Here is a 16,379-nt window from a genome sequence, read left to right as displayed (position 1 = left end):
AACGAAAAAGGGCGCCCCACGGGGCGCCCTTTGCGTTTGGGGAGAAGGCCTCAGTTGAGGCCGATGGTGGTGAGGTCCTGGAACCAGTGCTGGGCCTGCACGAAGCTCTTCACCTTGGGGGAGAGGGCGTGCGGGTTCACGTCGTGCACCACCCAGACCAGAACGGCGTCGTCCACCACCTGCTGATGGACCTGGGCGAGCAGTTCGTCCTGCTTCTTGGTGTCGAAGGTGCGCTTTGCCTCGTCGATGAGGGCGTCCACCTTGGGGTTGGAATAATAACCCCAGTTCACGCCCACCGGCGCCACCTGCCGCGAATCGAAGAAGCGGATGAGGGCGTAGAGCGGGTCGGAGGTGACATAGGCGATGTTGTTGGAGGTGATGCCCTCGTTCATCGGGTCCTTCGCCCCCTTGCGCCAGGCGGTGTAGAGCGCCTCCAGCTCCACCACCTTGAACTCCACGTCGATGCCGATCTCCTTGAAGCTCGCCTGCAGGAACTCGTTCATGGGCAGGGAGAGCATCTGGCCGGTGCCGCCGGCGGCGATGATGAAGGTGGTCTTGAGCGGCTTTTCCTTGGAGTAGCCCGCCTCCTGCACCAGCTTCTTGGCGGCCGCTGGATCATACTTCAGGTCGAAGCTGGGCTTGCCGAACCACGGGCTCGTCTTGTCCACCTGCCCCTTGGCCGGCTGGGCTAGGCCGTTCATCAGTTCGACCACCCCGTCACGGTCCACCGCGAGGTTCAGCGCCTTGCGCAGGCGGACATCCGTCCACGGCGAGCCGGGCAGCACGGAGAGGTGGTAGTTCCAGACATGCGGCGTGACGTTGGTCACGATCTTCATTCCGGCCGACTTCAGTTGCGGCACGGCGTCCGGCGCGGGGGTCTCGATCAGGTCCACCTGTCCGGCGAGCAGCGCATTGGTGCGGGTCAGCGCCTCCGGCATGGGGATGAGGATCATCCGGTCGGTCTTGGGCAGGCGGGACTTGTCCCAGTAGTCCGGGTTCTTCACCAGCTCCAGCCGCTCGCGGGGTACCAGCTTGTCCTGCTTGAAGGGGCCGGTGCCGGAGGGGTTCTGGGCGAACTTGTCCCAGTCCTTGCCGAGCTTCTCGTACTGGGCCGGGCTCGACACCAGGAACCACAGCATCTGGTACGGGAAGAAGCTATCCACGTCCTTGGTGGTGATCTCCACCGTCATGTCGTCCACCTTGCGCCAGGAGGCGATGGACGGCAGTCGGGTCTTCACCTGGGCGGACTGGCGCTTGTCGAAGTGGGGTGCCTTCTCGTCCAGCACCTTGTCGAGGTTCCAGACCACCGCATCGGCGTTTAAGTCCGAACCGTCGTGGAACTTCACGCCCTTGCGCAGGGTGAACAGCCACTTCTTGGGATCGGCCGGATCCACCTTCCACTCGGTGGCAAGGCCGGGCACCAGCTTGCCGGGCCGATCGGCCACGTTCATTTCCCAGGCGACCAGCGGATCGTACAGGGTGTAGCCGGTGAATTGATAGGCACCTGCCCCACGATCAGGCTGACCGGTGGTCTGCGGAATGTCCGCCATGGAGATGCCATAGCGGACCACGCTCTCCGCCCCGGCGGGCGCCGCTCCGGCAAGACCGAGGAAAAGCGCGGTGGCGAGAGTGGTTCGAAGCGCGCGGAAACGCAGCATCTATCGTCCTTCCGTGAGTAAGCCCCACGGAAGGAAGGCAAGAGATATGCCGTATGCTTCGCTTTTGCGAAACGGGCGTCAGCGGCTGCGCCGGGGCGGACGGCCGGAAGACTTGCCAGCGGACTTGCCCCAGTTGAACACGCGGTGCGGGAACACCTCGCCATTCTCGCCGTCGCCGATGGCGATGAGCGCGCCCTGGCAGGACACGGCCACATGGCCCTCGACGATGGGCGCGTCGCGGCCACGCAGGATGATGCTCTGGCCGCAGCGCAGGCGATGGGCATCCTGGGGCGTGACGCTCAGCTGGGGGATTTCCTCCAGCGCCACGGCCACCGGATCGAGGGCGTCCATCAGCGCCTCTTCGCTCGCCTCGGCGCGGTCGCGCAGTTCGTCGAGGGGAACGAGGCGCTCCTCCAGGAACGGCCCGACGCAGGCGCGGCGCAGCTGGCAGATGTGGCCGCGCGACCCGAGCATCCGGCCGAGGTCGCGGGCGATGGCGCGCACATAGGTGCCCTTGCCGCACTCGGCTTCCAGCACTGCGTGGTCGGCGTCCGGGCGCTCCATCAGCTCGATGCGGAAGATGGTGACGGGGCGCGCCTCCAGCTTCACTTCCTCGCCCTCGCGGGCGAGGTCATAGGCGCGTTCGCCGCCGATCTTCAGCGCCGAATAGGCCGGCGGCACCTGCATGATCTCGCCCCGGAAGGTGGGCAGGGCCGCGATGATCTCCTCGTCCGAGGGGCGCAGCTCCGAGGTCTCCACCGCCTTGCCCTCGGAATCGTCCGTGTCCGTTTCGACGCCGAAGCGCACGGTGAAGCGGTAGGTCTTGCGGCCGTCCATCACATAGGGAACGGTCTTGGTGGCTTCGCCGAAGGCGATGGGCAGGCAGCCCGAGGCGAGCGGATCAAGGGTGCCCGCATGGCCGGCCTTCTTGGCGCCGAAGATGCGCTTCACCACCGCCACCGCCTGGGTGGAGGTCATGCCGGTGGGCTTGTCCAGCAGCACCCAGCCGTCGAGGTCGCGCTTGGGCGCGCGGGGGCGGTTGTCCTGCTCGCGGCTGGGGCGGGGCCGTTCGTCCGTTTGGGGCGCGGCGGCCGCGTCAGGAGCGATGGCGGTCTCGGCAATGGCTTCAACGATGGGCTCGGCGGCGGCTTCAGCCGCGGCTTCGGCAATGGCTCGGACGGTCATTCGGCGTCGGTCTCTTTGTCGGTCGAAGTCGGGTCGGTCGCGTCCTCGGAGCCGCTCTCAAGGGCATCGAGGTCGCGCTGCACCACGGGCGAACGCAGGAGCGCATCCATGCGCGCGCCTTCATCGAAGGAGGTATCCTTGCGGAAGCGCAGCTCGGGGACGCTCTTCAGCTCCACGCGCCGTGCCAGCTCGCCGCGAATGCGGCGGGCGTTGTCGGCCAGCGCCTTGATGACGGGCGTGATGTCCTTGCCGCCGAGCGGCATGACATAACAGGTCGCGATCTTGAGGTCCGGCGACATGCGCACCTCGGGCACCGTGATGATGTGCCCGGCGAGCACCGGATCGATATGGTCGCCGCGGGACAGCACGTCGGCCAGGGCATGGCGGACAAGCTCGCCCACGCGCAGCATGCGCTGGGAGGGGCCGCCTCCCGTGCGGGTGTCGGGTTTCATGGTGTCTTCTGCTTCATTCGGCGCCGGCAAGGCCGTGGCGCCTCTCCTCGATTATGGAGCGGACGGGCTTGGACCGTTCCGTTCCGGTTAAGCGCCGGCGCCTCCGGCCCTCTTCCGTTCAGGGAAAAAGGATCGGAGGCGGAAACGCCGAGCGATGGGCTCGTCGTCAGGTCACAGCGAGCGCTGGATCACCTCGACGCGGAAGCACTCGATCACGTCGCCAGCACGCATGTCCTGGTAGTTCTCGAAGGACATGCCGCAGTCCTGGCCCGCATGGACGGTGTTCACCGCATCCTTGAAGCGGTTGAGCGTCGCCAGCTTGCCTTCGTGGATCACCACGTTGTCGCGAATGAGGCGCACGTGCTGGCCCTTCTCCACGACGCCGTCGGTGACCTGGCAGCCCGCCACCTTGCCCACCTTGGAGACCAGGAAGATCTCCTTGATGAGGGCGTTGCCGAGCATGGTCTCGCGGTTGATGGGCGCGAGCAGGCCGCTCATGGCCTTCTTCACGTCATCCACGAGGTCGTAGATGATGTTGTAGTAGCGAATCTCGATACCCGCCCGGTCGGCCGCGTCACGCGCTTCCTTGTTGGCGCGCACGTTGAAGGCGATGATCGCGGCGCCGGAGGTCTCCGCCAGCGTCACGTCGCTCTCGTTGATGCCGCCCGCGCCCGCGTGGATGATGCGCGCCTGCACCTCGTCGTTGCCGACCTTCTCCAGCGCGCCGATGATGGCTTCCACCGAGCCCGACACGTCGCCCTTGATGATGAGGGGGAATTCCTTCCGCCCGGTCGCCTTGACCTGGCTCATCATCTGCTCGAGCGAGCCACGCACGGTCGCGGACCGGGCCGCCGCCTTCTCGCGCTTCTGGCGCTGACGGTAGTCGGTGATCTCGCGGGCGCGGGCCTCGTTTTCCACCACGGCGAGGCGGTCGCCCGCCTCCGGGGTGCCACCGAAGCCCAGCACTTCCACCGGAAGGGACGGGCCGGCGGTGTCCACATTGGCGCCGGTGTCGGAGATGAGGGCGCGTGCGCGGCCCCATTCGGCGCCGGCCACCACGATGTCGCCGACCTTCAGCGTGCCGCGCTGGACCAGGACGGTGGCCACAGGGCCACGGCCGCGATCGAGCTTGGCTTCCACCACGGTGCCCTCGGCCTCGCGGTTCGGATTCGCGCGCAGGTCGAGCAGTTCCGACTGGAGGGCGATGGCCTCCAGCAGCTTGTCGAGGTTGAGGTGCTCCTTGGCGGAGACCTCCACCTCGAGCGTCTCGCCGCCCATGCTCTCCACCTGCACTTCATACTGAAGCAGCTCGGAGCGCACGCGCTCGGGCTTGGCGCCGGGCTTGTCGATCTTGTTGATCGCCACGATCAGCGGCACCTTGGCGGCACGGGCGTGGTTGATGGCTTCCACGGTCTGGGGCATCACGCCGTCGTCCGCCGCCACCACCAGCACCACGATGTCCGTCACCTTGGCGCCGCGGGCACGCATGGCGGTGAAGGCGGCATGGCCGGGGGTATCGATGAAGGTGATCTTCGAGCCCGAAGGCGCGGTCACCTGATAAGCACCGATGTGCTGGGTGATGCCGCCGGCCTCGCCGGACACCACGTTGGCCTTGCGCAGGGCGTCCAGCAGCGAGGTCTTGCCGTGGTCGACGTGGCCCATGATGGTCACGACGGCCGGGCGCGGCAGCAGGGTCTCGGGGGCGTCCGGGGTATCGAACAGGCCTTCCTCGACGTCGCTTTCCGAGACGCGGCGCACCGTGTGGCCGAGATCGGTGGCGATCAGCTCGGCCGTGTCCGCGTCGACCACATCCGTGATCTTCAGCATCTGGCCCTGCTTCATCAGCATCCGGATCACGTCCACGGCCCGCTCCGACATGCGGTTGGCGAGTTCCTGGATGGTGATGGTCTCCGGCAGGATCACCTCGCGCAGGATCTTTTCCTTGCTCTCCTGCTGCCGGTGACCGGTCATGCGCTGGGTGCGGCGGCGGAACGACGCCAGCGAGCGCTGGCGCTCCTCCTCGCCCGACTGGGCGGTGACGAGCGTCAGGCGGCCGCGCTGCTTCTCCTGGCCGGCGGGCGCACGGGGCACCTTGACCGGGGCGACCGGGCGCGCGCCCGGTCCACGGCGGACCGCGCCGCCACGGCGCTCCTCTTCCTCGGTACCGCCCGGGGCCGGGGCGGTGGTGCCGGCGGGACGCGGGGTGAGCGGGCGGGCGCTGGTGGCGCCGGCACCGGCACCGGCAGGACGGGCGCTCGCGCCCTGGTCCTCGCCGCCGAAGCGCTTGCGCGCTTCCTGCTCGGCCTTGCGCTTCTTGTCTTCTTCCTGGGCGCGGCGGGCCTCGTCCTCGCGCTTGCGGGCCTCGGCGGCCTCGCGCTCGGCGCGCTCGGTGCGCTCACGCTCGGCGCGGCGACGGGCCTCCTCCTCGGCGGCGCGGCGCTCCTCGGCCATGCGCTGCTCTTCGACCGCACGGACGCGGGCGTCGGCGAGCGCGCTGGCGCGGGCGTTGCGCTCTTCCTCGGTCAGGGTGCGCAGCACCACGCCGGAACCGCCGGGACGCTGCTGGCCGGGACGCGACGGGGCGCCACCGCCACCGGGGCGACGGTCACGATCCGATCCGGGCCCGCCGGAACGCGGCGGCTGTCCGGGACGCGACGGCGCGCCAGGGCGCGACGAGGACTGGCCCGCGGAACCGGGACGGGACGTCTGGCCGGAGGCGGAGCGCGGTCCCTCGGAGGGACGCGCGCCGGCAGGCGCCGACGGCCGGGACGCGGACGGAGCGGGCGCCGACGGAGCGGCCGGCTTCGGCGCGGCAGGAGCAGCAGCGACCGGGGCGGGAGCAGCCTCGGGCTTGGCGGGAGCCGGCTCGGCGGCGGCAGGCGCCGGAGCAGCAGCAGGCGCAGCCGGGGCCTTGGCCTCCACCGGAGCGGCGGGAGCCGGAGCCTCGGAAGCCGGAGCGGGCGCAGCCGGAGGGGCCGGAGGCGCAGCCGGGGCCGCCGGAGCCTTGGCCTCCACCGGAGCGGCGGGCGCGGGAGAAGGCGCTGGCGCAGCCGGGGCCGGAGCGGCAGCGGCGGGAACAACCGGAGCGGGCGTAATCGGTGCGGGTGCGGCAGGACGGGCGGGCGCGGCCGGAGCGGCAGGCGCCTTCGCCTGCGCAGGCGGGGCCGCCGGAGCCGGCGCCGCGGGCGCGCTCCCATGGCCAGCCTCACCTGGGGCGATGACGCGGCGCTTCACCTTCTCCACCACGACCGCCTTCGAGCGGCCATGGCTGAAGCTTTGGCGCACCGTTCCCTGCTCCACCGGGCGCTTCAGCGTGAGCGTCTTGCCGGGGGCGGGATGCAGCGTCTTGTCGCCTGGGGTCTTGGTGTCGTTCATTCCGTATCCGTTCCTTGCATCCGGCCGGGGTCATGCGGGAGATCAGCACCATGGCTCAAATCATTGCCATGGCTGGGGTTTGGACCCTGCCCGGGCGTCTCGCCGAGGGACGTACCCGTCCGCCAGCGCGAGAGCCTGTGGCAGCGCTCCAGAAACCCTTTGGCCGTCGGATGCGCGAGTAGCGCCGCATGTACCACATTTGACCGCCCCAACGCCAAGTCCAAATCGATGCCGGGAAAGCAATCGACCGTGTGTACCGCACGGAAACCGGCGGCCTCGACCTGTCGCAGGAGGGCATTGAGCTTGCGCACCCCGTCCGGGCGCGCGTCATTGGCGTTGAGGACGACCAGCACATCGCCGGTGCCCAGGGCCGCCTCGACCTTGGTGAACCCCGTCACGACCCGTCCCGCCTTGTTGGCGAGGGAGAGGGCGGCGAGGGCATCCTTGTAAATGAGCCGATCCACCAGATCGGCGAGATCGGGCGCCGCCTTGCCACGGCCCTTGAAGGCGCGGCCAAAGGCCTTCTTCTTCAGCGCCGCGTCGAAATCGGCGCGCGTGGCCCCCACCCAGGCACCACGGCCGGGGAGCTTACGCGAAAGATCCGGGATGATGGCGCCGTCCGGCGCCACCACGAAGCGGAGCATGTCGGCCACCGGCAGCACCCGCCGCGTGGCGAGGCACAGGCGCGACAAGGGTGCCCGCGCCGCAGCCAGGCTGCGCGGCCCCTCGTCCGTCTCGTCCTCGTCCAGTATCGCGGGCACCAGTGGTCATCTCCTTGGCTCAGGCGTCTTCGGCCGGGGCGTCTTCGCCCTCGGCTTCAGGCTCGGCCTCGATCCAGCCCGCGGCGACGCGGGCCTGCATGATGAGGGCCTCGGCCTCCTCGCGGGAGAACTCGAAGCCGTCCAGCGCGCCGGCATGGCGGATGGTCTCGCCGTCCTTGCGCTCGCTCCAGCCGATGAGATCGTCGGTGGCGCAGCCGGCGAGATCCTCGACGGTCTTGATGTCGTTCTCGCCGAAGGCCACCAGCATCTTGGAGGTAACGCCGGGCACGTCCTTCACCTCGTCCTCGACGCCGAGTTCCTTGCGGCGGGCATCGAGCGCCTCCTCCACCTCGGCGAGGTGCTTGAGGGCGCGGGACTGCAGCTCGGTGGCGGTGTCCTCGTCGAAGCCTTCGATGGAGGCGAGCTCGGAGATCGGCACGTAGGCGATCTCCTCCACCGAGGTGAAGCCCTCGGAGGTGAGCAGCTGGCCCATCATCTCGTCGAGATCGAGGGCCTCGGAGAACATCTTGGTGCGCTCGGCGAATTCCTTCTGCCGCCGCTCGCTCTCCTCCTGCTCGGTCATGATGTCGATGTCCCAGCCGGTGAGCTGGGTGGCGAGGCGCACGTTCTGGCCGCGGCGGCCGATGGCCAGCGACAGCTGGGCGTCGGGCACCACCACCTCGATGCGCTCGCGGTCCTCGTCGAGCACCACCTTCACCACCTCGGCGGGGGCGAGGGCATTGACGATGAAGGTGGCGATGTCCGGATTCCAGGGGATGATGTCGATCTTCTCGCCCTGCAACTCGTTCACCACCGCCTGCACGCGCGAGCCGCGCATGCCGACGCAGGCGCCGACCGGGTCCACGGACTGGTCGCGGGAGATGACGGCGATCTTGGCGCGGGAGCCGGGATCGCGGGCCACCGCCTTGATCTCGACGATGCCGTCGTAGATCTCCGGCACTTCCTGCGCGAACAGCTTCGCCATGAACTGGGGATGCGTGCGGGACAGGAAGATCTGCGGGCCGCGCGGCTCGCGGCGCACGTCGTAGATGTAGGCGCGGATGCGGTCGCCGGTCTTCACGGTCTCGCGCGGGAGCAGCTCGTCGCGGCGCAGGATGCCTTCGCCACGGCCGAGGTCCACGACAACGTTGCCGTACTCGACGCGCTTGACGAGGCCGTTCAGCACGTCGCCGATGCGGTCCTTGTATTCGTCATACTGCCGGTCGCGCTCGGCCTCGCGCACCTTCTGCACGATGACCTGCTTGGCGCTCTGCGCGGCGATGCGGCCGAAATCGAAGGGCGGCAGGGTGTCGGCGATGGTGTCGCCCACCTGCGCCGCCGGATTGTGGCGGCGGGCGCCGTCCAGCGTGATCTCGGTGGCGGTGTTCTCCACGTCGTCCACCACGAGCAGATGCCGCGCGAGGCGCAGCTCGCCGGTGCGCGGGTTGATGTCGGCGTGGATGTCCGTCTCCTGGCCGTAGCGCGAGCGCGCGGCCTTGGCGATGGCGTCCTCCATGGCGGCAATCACGATGCTGCGGTCGATGGACTTCTCCCGCGCGACCGCATCGGCGATCTGCAGGAGTTCCAGCCGGTTTGCGCTGACGGCGACCATCAGTGCCTCTCCTTCACGCTGCTGGCGTTGGCCGAGGAGGCGGCCGTCTCGAGGCCCGCCTTCTTCTTGGCATTGGATTTCTTGGACACGGGTTTCTTGCCCGCGACCTTGGATTTCTTGGCCTTCTTGCCGGCGACCTTGCCAGTGGCGCCCTTGTTGGCGACGGGGCCGCGCGCCGGAGCGGCGGGGGCCTCGTCTTCATCGCCGTCCAAATCGCCCGGCTCGAACGTGTCGTCGGCTTCCAGAGGATCGACGGTGTCGAGGAAATCCTCGGCATCCTCGTCGATCTCGTCGTCCACCGCCTGTCCGGCCGCCTTCGCCGCGCGCAGCGCCTCGCGGACCAGCGCGTCGGTCAGCACGAGGCGGGCATCGTGGATGTCGCGGAGTGGCAGGCGGACGGTAGGCTCCTCGTCGGCGCGCGCATCGGTGCGGCGCACCAGCGCATCGCCGTCCTCGGCGCCGGTGAGAATGCCGCGGAAGCGCTTGCGGCTGTCCACCGGCACGCTCATCTCCACCTTCACCTCATGGCCCGCCCAACGGACGAAATCCGACAGCCGCACCAGCGGCCGGTCGATGCCGGGCGAGGACATTTCCAGGCGGTAGGCGCTGGCGATGGGGTCTTCCACGTCGAGCACCGGCGAAAGGGCGCGGGAGGCGGCCTCGCAATCGTCGATGGACATGGTGCCGTCGGGACGCTCGGCCATGATCTGCACGGTGCCGCCGTCGCGGTTCGTCACCTTCACGCGCACCAGCCGGTAGCCGAGGCCGCCGAGCACGCCGGAAGCGATGGCGGCGACGCGGGCCGCCACGCCGGTCTCGGTGATGAGGCGCGGCTCGTTGGGATCGTCCAGCACGGCGTTGATCTCGGTCATGTCACTCCGGGCGCGGACTGTTCGCATCGGCTTCCACCATGCGCCGTCCGCTGGTTCATTTGCGCCGGACGCGGCGGCTTGGCACCGGCGCCCGAAATTCTTCTTCAGCCAGCAGCCCGCCCGACGCCCGAGGGCGCATCCGATGTCGATGGACACCGGATAAGCAGAAAAGGAGCGGGTCCCGACCGGGGCCCACTCTCATCACCTTCGACTGCGATGGCGCTGAGGCATCCCCATGGGGGACGGCGCTAATATAGACGGAAATGACGCGCACGCAAGTCCGGCGTTCGCGTCCGTGCTTTGCCGGCAACGATCTGCGATTCGCGCATGGCACGTCCGCCGATCCCGAACCGCATCGCCGCAATTGCGCCGCACGGGGGGTGTTCCTGCCCGCCGACCGCGTTCCGCCTCGACCCGTCGATGGCGACACCCGGCGCTGAAGCGCTCGTCATCGCCGCGATGACGCGTCCGCGCCCGATCCGCCAAAGCTGCCGGATCAACCAGACATTCGAACCGCCGTCCCGAGCGAGGATATAGTCCTTGCGTTTCTCGTTCGGGCCGCGCGACCGCCGGGAGGGAGCGATCCGTCCCGGCGGTGCATCTTTTCAGGCGAGCCCGTCCAGCTCCTGATCGGTCAGCGCCCCCGGCACGATGGTGACCGGGATGGGAAAGCGCGCCGCATGGCCGGCGGCCAGCGACGCGACCAGCGGCCCCGGCCCTTCCTTCCCCGTCCCGGCCGCGAGCACCAGGATGGCGATGTCGCGGTCCTCGCGGATCACCGCGCCGATGGCCTCGGCCAGCGCACCTTCGCGGATCACCGTTTCCGGGGCGATTCCGGCCACCTGCCGCGCCCGTGCGACATATTTGGCGAGCCGGGCCTCCATCTCCTCATGGGCCTCGGCCCGCATCAAATCGGCGACGCCCAGCCATTGCTGGCTGACGCCTTCAAGCTCCAGAACGCCCAGCATCACCACCCCGCCCTCGGTACCGGCGGCGCGGCGGGCGGCGTAATAGACGGCGCGATCGCATTCGGGCGTATCGTCCACCACCACCAGGAACTTGCGGCGATGCCCGGGCTCGCGGCTCTGTCGGGTCGGGATCATGTCGGCGCTCTCCCGGATCGGCTCTCTGGGGCGGGGCGCATGGTGGCACGGCGGCGGGGGCGCAGGGGAGAAGATTCTCGGCGTCTCCCTCCCGGTTCGCATTGACCGCCGCTTAGTTTAGAGGGAGGCGTCAGAGGCAATCGCGACGCCGCCCGGCGTCCGAAGGGGAAAGGACCAAGCCGTGTCGGAACTCAAGCTCGAACAGGCCCAGACCATCGTCACGACGGCTCTCGCCCATGCCCGGGCGGGCGGCATGAACCCGCTCGCCATCTGCGTTCTTGATGGGCGCGGCGCGCTCAAGGCGGCCGGCTCCGAGGACGGCACCAGCCTCAACCGCATGGATATCGCCCTCGGCAAGGCCAAGGGTGCGCTGGCGCTGGGCATGGGCTCGCGCTCCCTGTTCAAGCGGGCGAAGGACCAGCCCTTCTTCATCGCCGCCGCCACCTCCGCCATCGGCGGCTCGCTCATCCCGGTACCGGGCGGCGTGCTGATCCGCTCCGGCGACGGCAAGGTGATCGGCGTGGTCGGCATCTCCGGCGACACCTCCGACAATGACGAGGCCTGCGCCATCGCCGGCATCACCGCCGCCGGCCATGCGGCCGACCAGGGCGCAGACTAACAATCCGGCCGACCAGGGCGCTGACTGAGCCGCCGGAGGCGGCGAAACATTCCGCTGGCCGGGCGCGGAAATTTAGCTATAGTCCGCCGCGCGGACGGTGCCCCTCGGGGCGCCGCGTTTCCCGTTGGCAGCTTAATATGCTGACGGCAATACGGAAACGGCAACGGATGGTCATTGGACCGATCCCGCGTTTCGCACAGCTTCGACCGTGCTGGACGACATCCCGGCCCGGCCGAACGGAGATCGAGAGCCCGCCGCTACCTCTACGAGGGACCCGGCACAAGGGCTTCCGCCTCCTCCCCACTCTCTGTTGAAAGGATTGACCGATGTCGATCACGGCGGAGCGCAAGCAGGCGCTCATCAAGGACTTTGGTGCCAAGGACGGCGACACGGGTTCGCCCGAGGTGCAGGTTGCGATCCTCACCGAGCGCATCACCAACCTCACCGAGCACTTCAAGTCCCACAACAAGGACAACCACTCGCGTCGCGGGCTTCTCAAGCTCGTCTCGCAGCGGCGCAGCCTGCTCGACTATCTGAAGAAGAAGGACGAGGGCCGCTACAAGTCCCTCATCGGGCGTCTGGGCATCCGCCGCTGACGCCGGTTTCCGGTGCCGGCCGGGCGACAGGCTGGCGCCGCGCGCCCCCGCCACGGGGGCGCATATACGCAGCGGGCATGGGGCCTGCTGCGGGTCCGTGAATGGAAGAAGCCATGGCAGGATCGCCGGACGCAACCGTCGGAGCCCCCGTATGAGGGTTTGGCTTCGCGCGGCGCGTCCGGCCGTCTTGCTCATGGCTTTTTTCGTTCGCGCCTGAACTGAAAGAGCAAGACATGTTCGACATCCACCGCGAAGAGCTGGACTGGGGCGGAACCACCCTCACCCTCGAGACGGGCAAGATGGCCCGCCAGGCCGACGGCTCCGTGCTCGCCACCTACGGCGACACCAAGGTTCTCGCCACCGTGGTTTCGGCCAAGGAGCCGAAGCCCGGCCAGGATTTCTTCCCGCTGACCGTGAACTATCAGGAAAAGACCTACGCGGCCGGCCGCATCCCCGGCGGCTATTTCAAGCGCGAAGGTCGTCCGTCCGAGAAGGAGACGCTGGTCTCCCGCCTCATCGACCGCCCGATCCGCCCCCTGTTCCCCGAGGGCTACAAGTGCGACACCCAGGTGGTCGTCACCGTGCTGGCGCATGACCTCGAGAACGATCCGGACGTGGTCGCCCTGGTCGCCGCCTCCGCCGCGCTGACCCTCTCCGGCATCCCCTTCATGGGTCCGGTGGGCGCCGCCCGCGTCGGCTTCATCGACAATGAATACGTGCTCAACCCCACCGTCGACGAGGTGAAGGAAAGCTCCCTCGACCTCGTGGTCGCCGGCACGGGTGACGCGGTGCTGATGGTGGAATCGGAAGCCAAAGAGCTGCCCGAGGAGATCATGCTCGGCGCCGTGATGTTCGGCCATCGCCACTTCCAGCCGGTGATCCAGGCCATCATCAAGCTCGCCGAGAAGGCCGCCAAGGAGCCCCGCACCTTCGCGCCGCTCGACGTCTCGGAGATCGAGGCCAAGGTGAAGGAGATCGCCGAGCACGATCTGCGCGCCGCCTACAAGATCAAGCAGAAGCAGGACCGCTACGCCGCCGTCGGCGCCGCCAAGTCCAAGGTGAAGAAGTATTACGAGGAGCTCGCCATCGGCGGCACGTCCGTGCCGAACCCGCAGGTGGTCTCCGAGGTGTTCAAGGCGCTCGAAGCCAAGATCGTGCGCTGGAACATCCTCGACGACGGCATCCGCATCGACGGCCGCGACGTGCGCACCGTGCGCCCGATCGTCTCCGAGGTCGGCATCCTGCCGCGCGCCCATGGCTCCGCGCTGTTCACCCGCGGCGAGACGCAGGCCCTCGTGGTCGCCACCCTCGGCACCGGCGAGGACGAGCAGTTCATCGACAGCCTGGAAGGCACCTACAAGGAGCACTTCCTGCTGCACTACAACTTCCCGCCCTTCTCCGTGGGCGAGACCGGCCGCATGGGCTCGCCCGGCCGCCGCGAGATCGGCCACGGCAAGCTCGCCTGGCGCGCCATCCACCCCATGCTGCCCGCCAAGCACGAGTTCCCCTACACCCTGCGCGTGGTGTCGGAGATCCTCGAGTCCAACGGCTCGTCCTCCATGGCCACCGTCTGCGGCACCTCGCTGGCGCTGATGGATGCGGGCGTCCCGCTGCGCCGTCCGGTGGCGGGCATCGCCATGGGCCTCATCCTCGAGGATGAGAAGTTCGCGGTGCTCTCCGACATCCTCGGCGACGAGGATCACCTCGGCGACATGGACTTCAAGGTGGCCGGCACGGAGCAGGGCGTGACCTCGCTCCAGATGGACATCAAGATCGCCGGCATCACCGAGGAGATCATGAAGGTCGCCCTCACCCAGGCGAAGGACGGCCGCGTCCACATCCTCGGCGAGATGGCGAAGGCCCTCACCACCGCCCGCGCGGAACTCGGCGAGCACGCCCCGCGCATCGAGGTGATGAAGATCGCCGTGGACAAGATCCGCGAAGTGATCGGCTCCGGCGGCAAGGTGATCCGCGAGATCGTCGAGAAGACCGGCGCCAAGATCAACATCGAGGACGACGGCACCATCAAGATCGCGTCCGCCAATGGCGAGGCGATCAAGGCCGCCATCAACTGGATCAAGTCCATCGCTTCCGAGCCGGAAGTGGGCCAGATCTATGAGGGCACCGTCGTGAAGGTGGTGGACTTCGGCGCCTTCGTGAACTTCTTCGGCTCCAAGGACGGCCTCGTCCACGTGTCGCAGATGGCCAACGAGCGCGTGGCCAAGCCCTCCGACGTCGTCAAGGAAGGCGACAAGGTGAAGGTGAAGCTCATGGGCTTCGACGAGCGCGGCAAGACCCGCCTGTCCATGAAGGTGGTCGACCAGGCCACCGGCGAGGATCTGGAAGCCAAGGCCAAGGCCGAGCGCGAAGCCGGCCGCACCGCCTCCGAAGGCGAGGCCGGCGCGGCGGAGTAATCCGGCCTAACCAGCGATGTTTGCGTGACGGGGCGGCCGAAGGGCCGCCCCGTTTTCGTTCCGCCCCTGCGGGAGGCCGAGACGGAAGAACACCCAAAACCGCAGCTGACGTTTCAATTCGATCTTGGAATCTGCGCAATTATAATTTCAATTTTGATCTCTATCAATAAATGTGGTGTCGGGCATGGTAATTATCTACTTGCCCATTTTATTTATGAAATCTCGGGCAAATTTTTATTTCATCGTCAAGCAACTTTGGCGCTGCGTATTTTCTTGACGGCGATTGATCCTTCGACAATTGGAAAACTGCAATGCCTATCATCACCTTTCGGTCGACCACGACCAAGGACAAGCGCGCCTACGCGACCGCCGGTGACACGGGGACCATTCTGACCGTCGCCCGCGCGGCCGGTGTGAAGATTCCCTTCGAATGCCAGGAGGGCGAGTGCGGCTCCTGCCTCATCCGGGTGGAATATGTCGAGGGCAAGCCGCGCATGGCCATTTCCCTGACCGAGCGCGAAAAGACCAAGCTGAAGGAACTGGGCAAGATCACCGAAGCTCAGATCAAGGACGCTGAAGTCAATGACGTCGCTCCGCCCTACCGCCTCGCCTGTCAGTTCATCGCCCGCGAGGAAGAGGTCATCATCCATTACGAGCATTGCCCAGCCGAAGCCTGAGCCGCAGCGCAGCATGCGCGTTTCGCGCACGCGCAGCCGGCAGACGCGGCTCCTACGATCGGAGGGACGACATGGACACCGTTGAAGAGTTCCTCGCCTACGCCGTCAAGCTTGAGGAGGAAGCTGCGCTGCGCTTTGGCGAGCTGTCCGACGTGATGCAGACCTGCGGCAATGGCGACGTCGCCAAGCTCTTCCGGCGCCTGTCGGACTATTCCCGCCTGCACCTCGCCGATGCGCGGGCCAGGGCAAGTTTCCGCGACCTGCCGGAGCTGAAGGCCGAGGAATATGCTTGGCCGGACCTCGAAAGTCCGGAAACGGCGGGGATCTGGGCGGCAGATCCCCTCATCGGGCGTGGGCAGGCGCTGGAGATTGCGCGCGAGGCCGAACAGGCCAGCCTCGATTACTACAAGTCTGTCTTCGAGACGACGCAGGATCCTGAAATCCGGGTGCTCGCGAAGGAGTTCTTCGAGGAGGAATCCGAGCACGTCCGCGAAATCAACAAATGGATCGCGGCGCACGCGGACGGCCAGAGCTTGCCGATCGACTGATGCGGTCCCGGCGGGCTGCGGGCTATAGCGGCCCCGGCCGGGGATCAGGCATGTACGGTCCGAAACCGGACTGCCCGTTTCCCGATCGCGTGTTTACGCGAAGCAGGCCCTCAGAACAGCTTCAGCCCCGGCGGCAGCGCCAACCCGCCGGTGAGGGACTGCATCTTTTCCTGCATCACCCGCTCGGCCTTGCCCCGCGCATCGGCCAAAGCGGCGACGATGAGGTCTTCGAGGATCTCCACCTCCTCCGGTTTCACCAGCGAGGGGTCGATGCGCACCGCCTTGCATTCGCCCTTGGCCGTGACGCGCACCGAGACGAGGCCGCCGCCGGAGCTGCCTTCCACCTCGACCGTCTCCAGCTCCGCCTGCATCTGCTGCATGCGGTCCTGAAGCTCCTTGGCCTGCTTCATCATGCCCATGAGGTCGCGCATGGTACTCCTATCCCTTGCTTGAGCAATTCCAGCGAAAGTGCGAACCGGTTTCGCGTCCGGAATTGCGTAAAAACAA

General features: G+C 67.8%; 14 protein-coding genes. 5 read left to right on the top strand and 9 right to left on the bottom strand.

Translation table 11 applies throughout. The features are described from left to right. Positions 1–50: 50 nt before the first annotated feature. The 8 genes from V5F63_RS01375 to V5F63_RS01340 all read right to left on the bottom strand — a co-directional run bounded on the left by V5F63_RS01375 (position 51) and on the right by V5F63_RS01340 (position 11,018). Positions 51–1,658, bottom strand: coding sequence for an ABC transporter substrate-binding protein (locus tag V5F63_RS01375; protein WP_394101349.1), 1,608 nt, complete (start codon positions 1,656–1,658; stop codon positions 51–53). A gap of 78 nt (positions 1,659–1,736) precedes the next feature. Then, positions 1,737–2,843, bottom strand: a complete 1,107-nt coding sequence (gene truB, locus V5F63_RS01370; protein WP_394101348.1) for a tRNA pseudouridine(55) synthase TruB — start codon at positions 2,841–2,843, stop codon at positions 1,737–1,739. Next, complete coding sequence (gene rbfA / locus V5F63_RS01365) at positions 2,840–3,295, bottom strand: 30S ribosome-binding factor RbfA (protein ID WP_209487377.1); 456 nt, start codon at positions 3,293–3,295, stop codon at positions 2,840–2,842. The genes truB and rbfA overlap by 4 nt, the downstream gene beginning before the upstream one ends. Positions 3,296–3,466: 171 nt before the next feature. Next, positions 3,467–6,670, bottom strand: coding sequence for a translation initiation factor IF-2 (gene infB / locus V5F63_RS01360; protein WP_394101347.1), 3,204 nt, complete (start codon positions 6,668–6,670; stop codon positions 3,467–3,469). After that, positions 6,667–7,431: an RNA-binding protein gene (locus V5F63_RS01355; protein ID WP_394101346.1), complete on the bottom strand. Its 765-nt coding sequence runs from the start codon at positions 7,429–7,431 to the stop codon at positions 6,667–6,669. The genes infB and V5F63_RS01355 overlap by 4 nt, the downstream gene beginning before the upstream one ends. Positions 7,432–7,450: 19 nt before the next feature. Then, entirely contained in the window at positions 7,451–9,043 is a 1,593-nt protein-coding gene (gene nusA, locus V5F63_RS01350) for a transcription termination factor NusA (RefSeq protein ID WP_209487375.1), read from the bottom strand. After that, positions 9,043–9,915, bottom strand: a complete 873-nt coding sequence (gene rimP / locus V5F63_RS01345; protein WP_394101345.1) for a ribosome maturation factor RimP — start codon at positions 9,913–9,915, stop codon at positions 9,043–9,045. The genes nusA and rimP overlap by 1 nt, the downstream gene beginning before the upstream one ends. A gap of 605 nt (positions 9,916–10,520) precedes the next feature. Further along, the gene (locus tag V5F63_RS01340; protein WP_209487373.1) at positions 10,521–11,018 is read right to left on the bottom strand and encodes a universal stress protein; all 498 of its coding nucleotides are present in this window, start codon (positions 11,016–11,018) and stop codon (positions 10,521–10,523) included. Positions 11,019–11,199: 181 nt separating this feature from the next. Here V5F63_RS01340 and V5F63_RS01335 point away from each other — a divergent pair, with 181 nt between their 5' ends. The 5 genes from V5F63_RS01335 (at position 11,200) to V5F63_RS01315 (ending at position 15,872) form a co-directional block, all read left to right on the top strand. After that, entirely contained in the window at positions 11,200–11,637 is a 438-nt protein-coding gene (locus V5F63_RS01335; RefSeq protein WP_209487372.1) for a GlcG/HbpS family heme-binding protein, read from the top strand. 326 nt (positions 11,638–11,963) lie between these two features. Continuing rightward, complete coding sequence (gene rpsO, locus V5F63_RS01330) at positions 11,964–12,233, top strand: 30S ribosomal protein S15 (protein ID WP_024281319.1); 270 nt, start codon at positions 11,964–11,966, stop codon at positions 12,231–12,233. Positions 12,234–12,466: 233 nt separating this feature from the next. Then, positions 12,467–14,647 carry a polyribonucleotide nucleotidyltransferase gene (gene pnp / locus V5F63_RS01325; protein ID WP_209487371.1) on the top strand — a complete coding sequence of 727 codons (2,181 nt, stop codon included), beginning with the start codon at positions 12,467–12,469 and terminating at the stop codon, positions 14,645–14,647. A gap of 311 nt (positions 14,648–14,958) precedes the next feature. Next, positions 14,959–15,324 carry a 2Fe-2S iron-sulfur cluster-binding protein gene (locus V5F63_RS01320; protein WP_394101344.1) on the top strand — a complete coding sequence of 122 codons (366 nt, stop codon included), beginning with the start codon at positions 14,959–14,961 and terminating at the stop codon, positions 15,322–15,324. A 71-nt stretch (positions 15,325–15,395) separates the two neighbouring features. Next, positions 15,396–15,872, top strand: coding sequence for a ferritin-like domain-containing protein (locus V5F63_RS01315; protein WP_394101343.1), 477 nt, complete (start codon positions 15,396–15,398; stop codon positions 15,870–15,872). Positions 15,873–15,982: 110 nt separating this feature from the next. Here the strand turns inward: V5F63_RS01315 and V5F63_RS01310 are convergent, their stop codons facing one another. Next, on the bottom strand, positions 15,983–16,303 hold the full coding sequence (locus tag V5F63_RS01310; protein ID WP_209487370.1) for a YbaB/EbfC family nucleoid-associated protein: 321 nt from the start codon (positions 16,301–16,303) through the stop codon (positions 15,983–15,985). Positions 16,304–16,379: the final 76 nt, after the last annotated feature.

It is taken from the genome of Xanthobacter wiegelii (assembly GCF_043193855.2).
In the GTDB taxonomy this organism is placed as follows: domain Bacteria; phylum Pseudomonadota; class Alphaproteobacteria; order Rhizobiales; family Xanthobacteraceae; genus Xanthobacter; species Xanthobacter flavus_A.
Note: the sequence above shows the minus strand (reverse complement) of the source record. Positions and strands in the feature narration are given on the sequence as shown.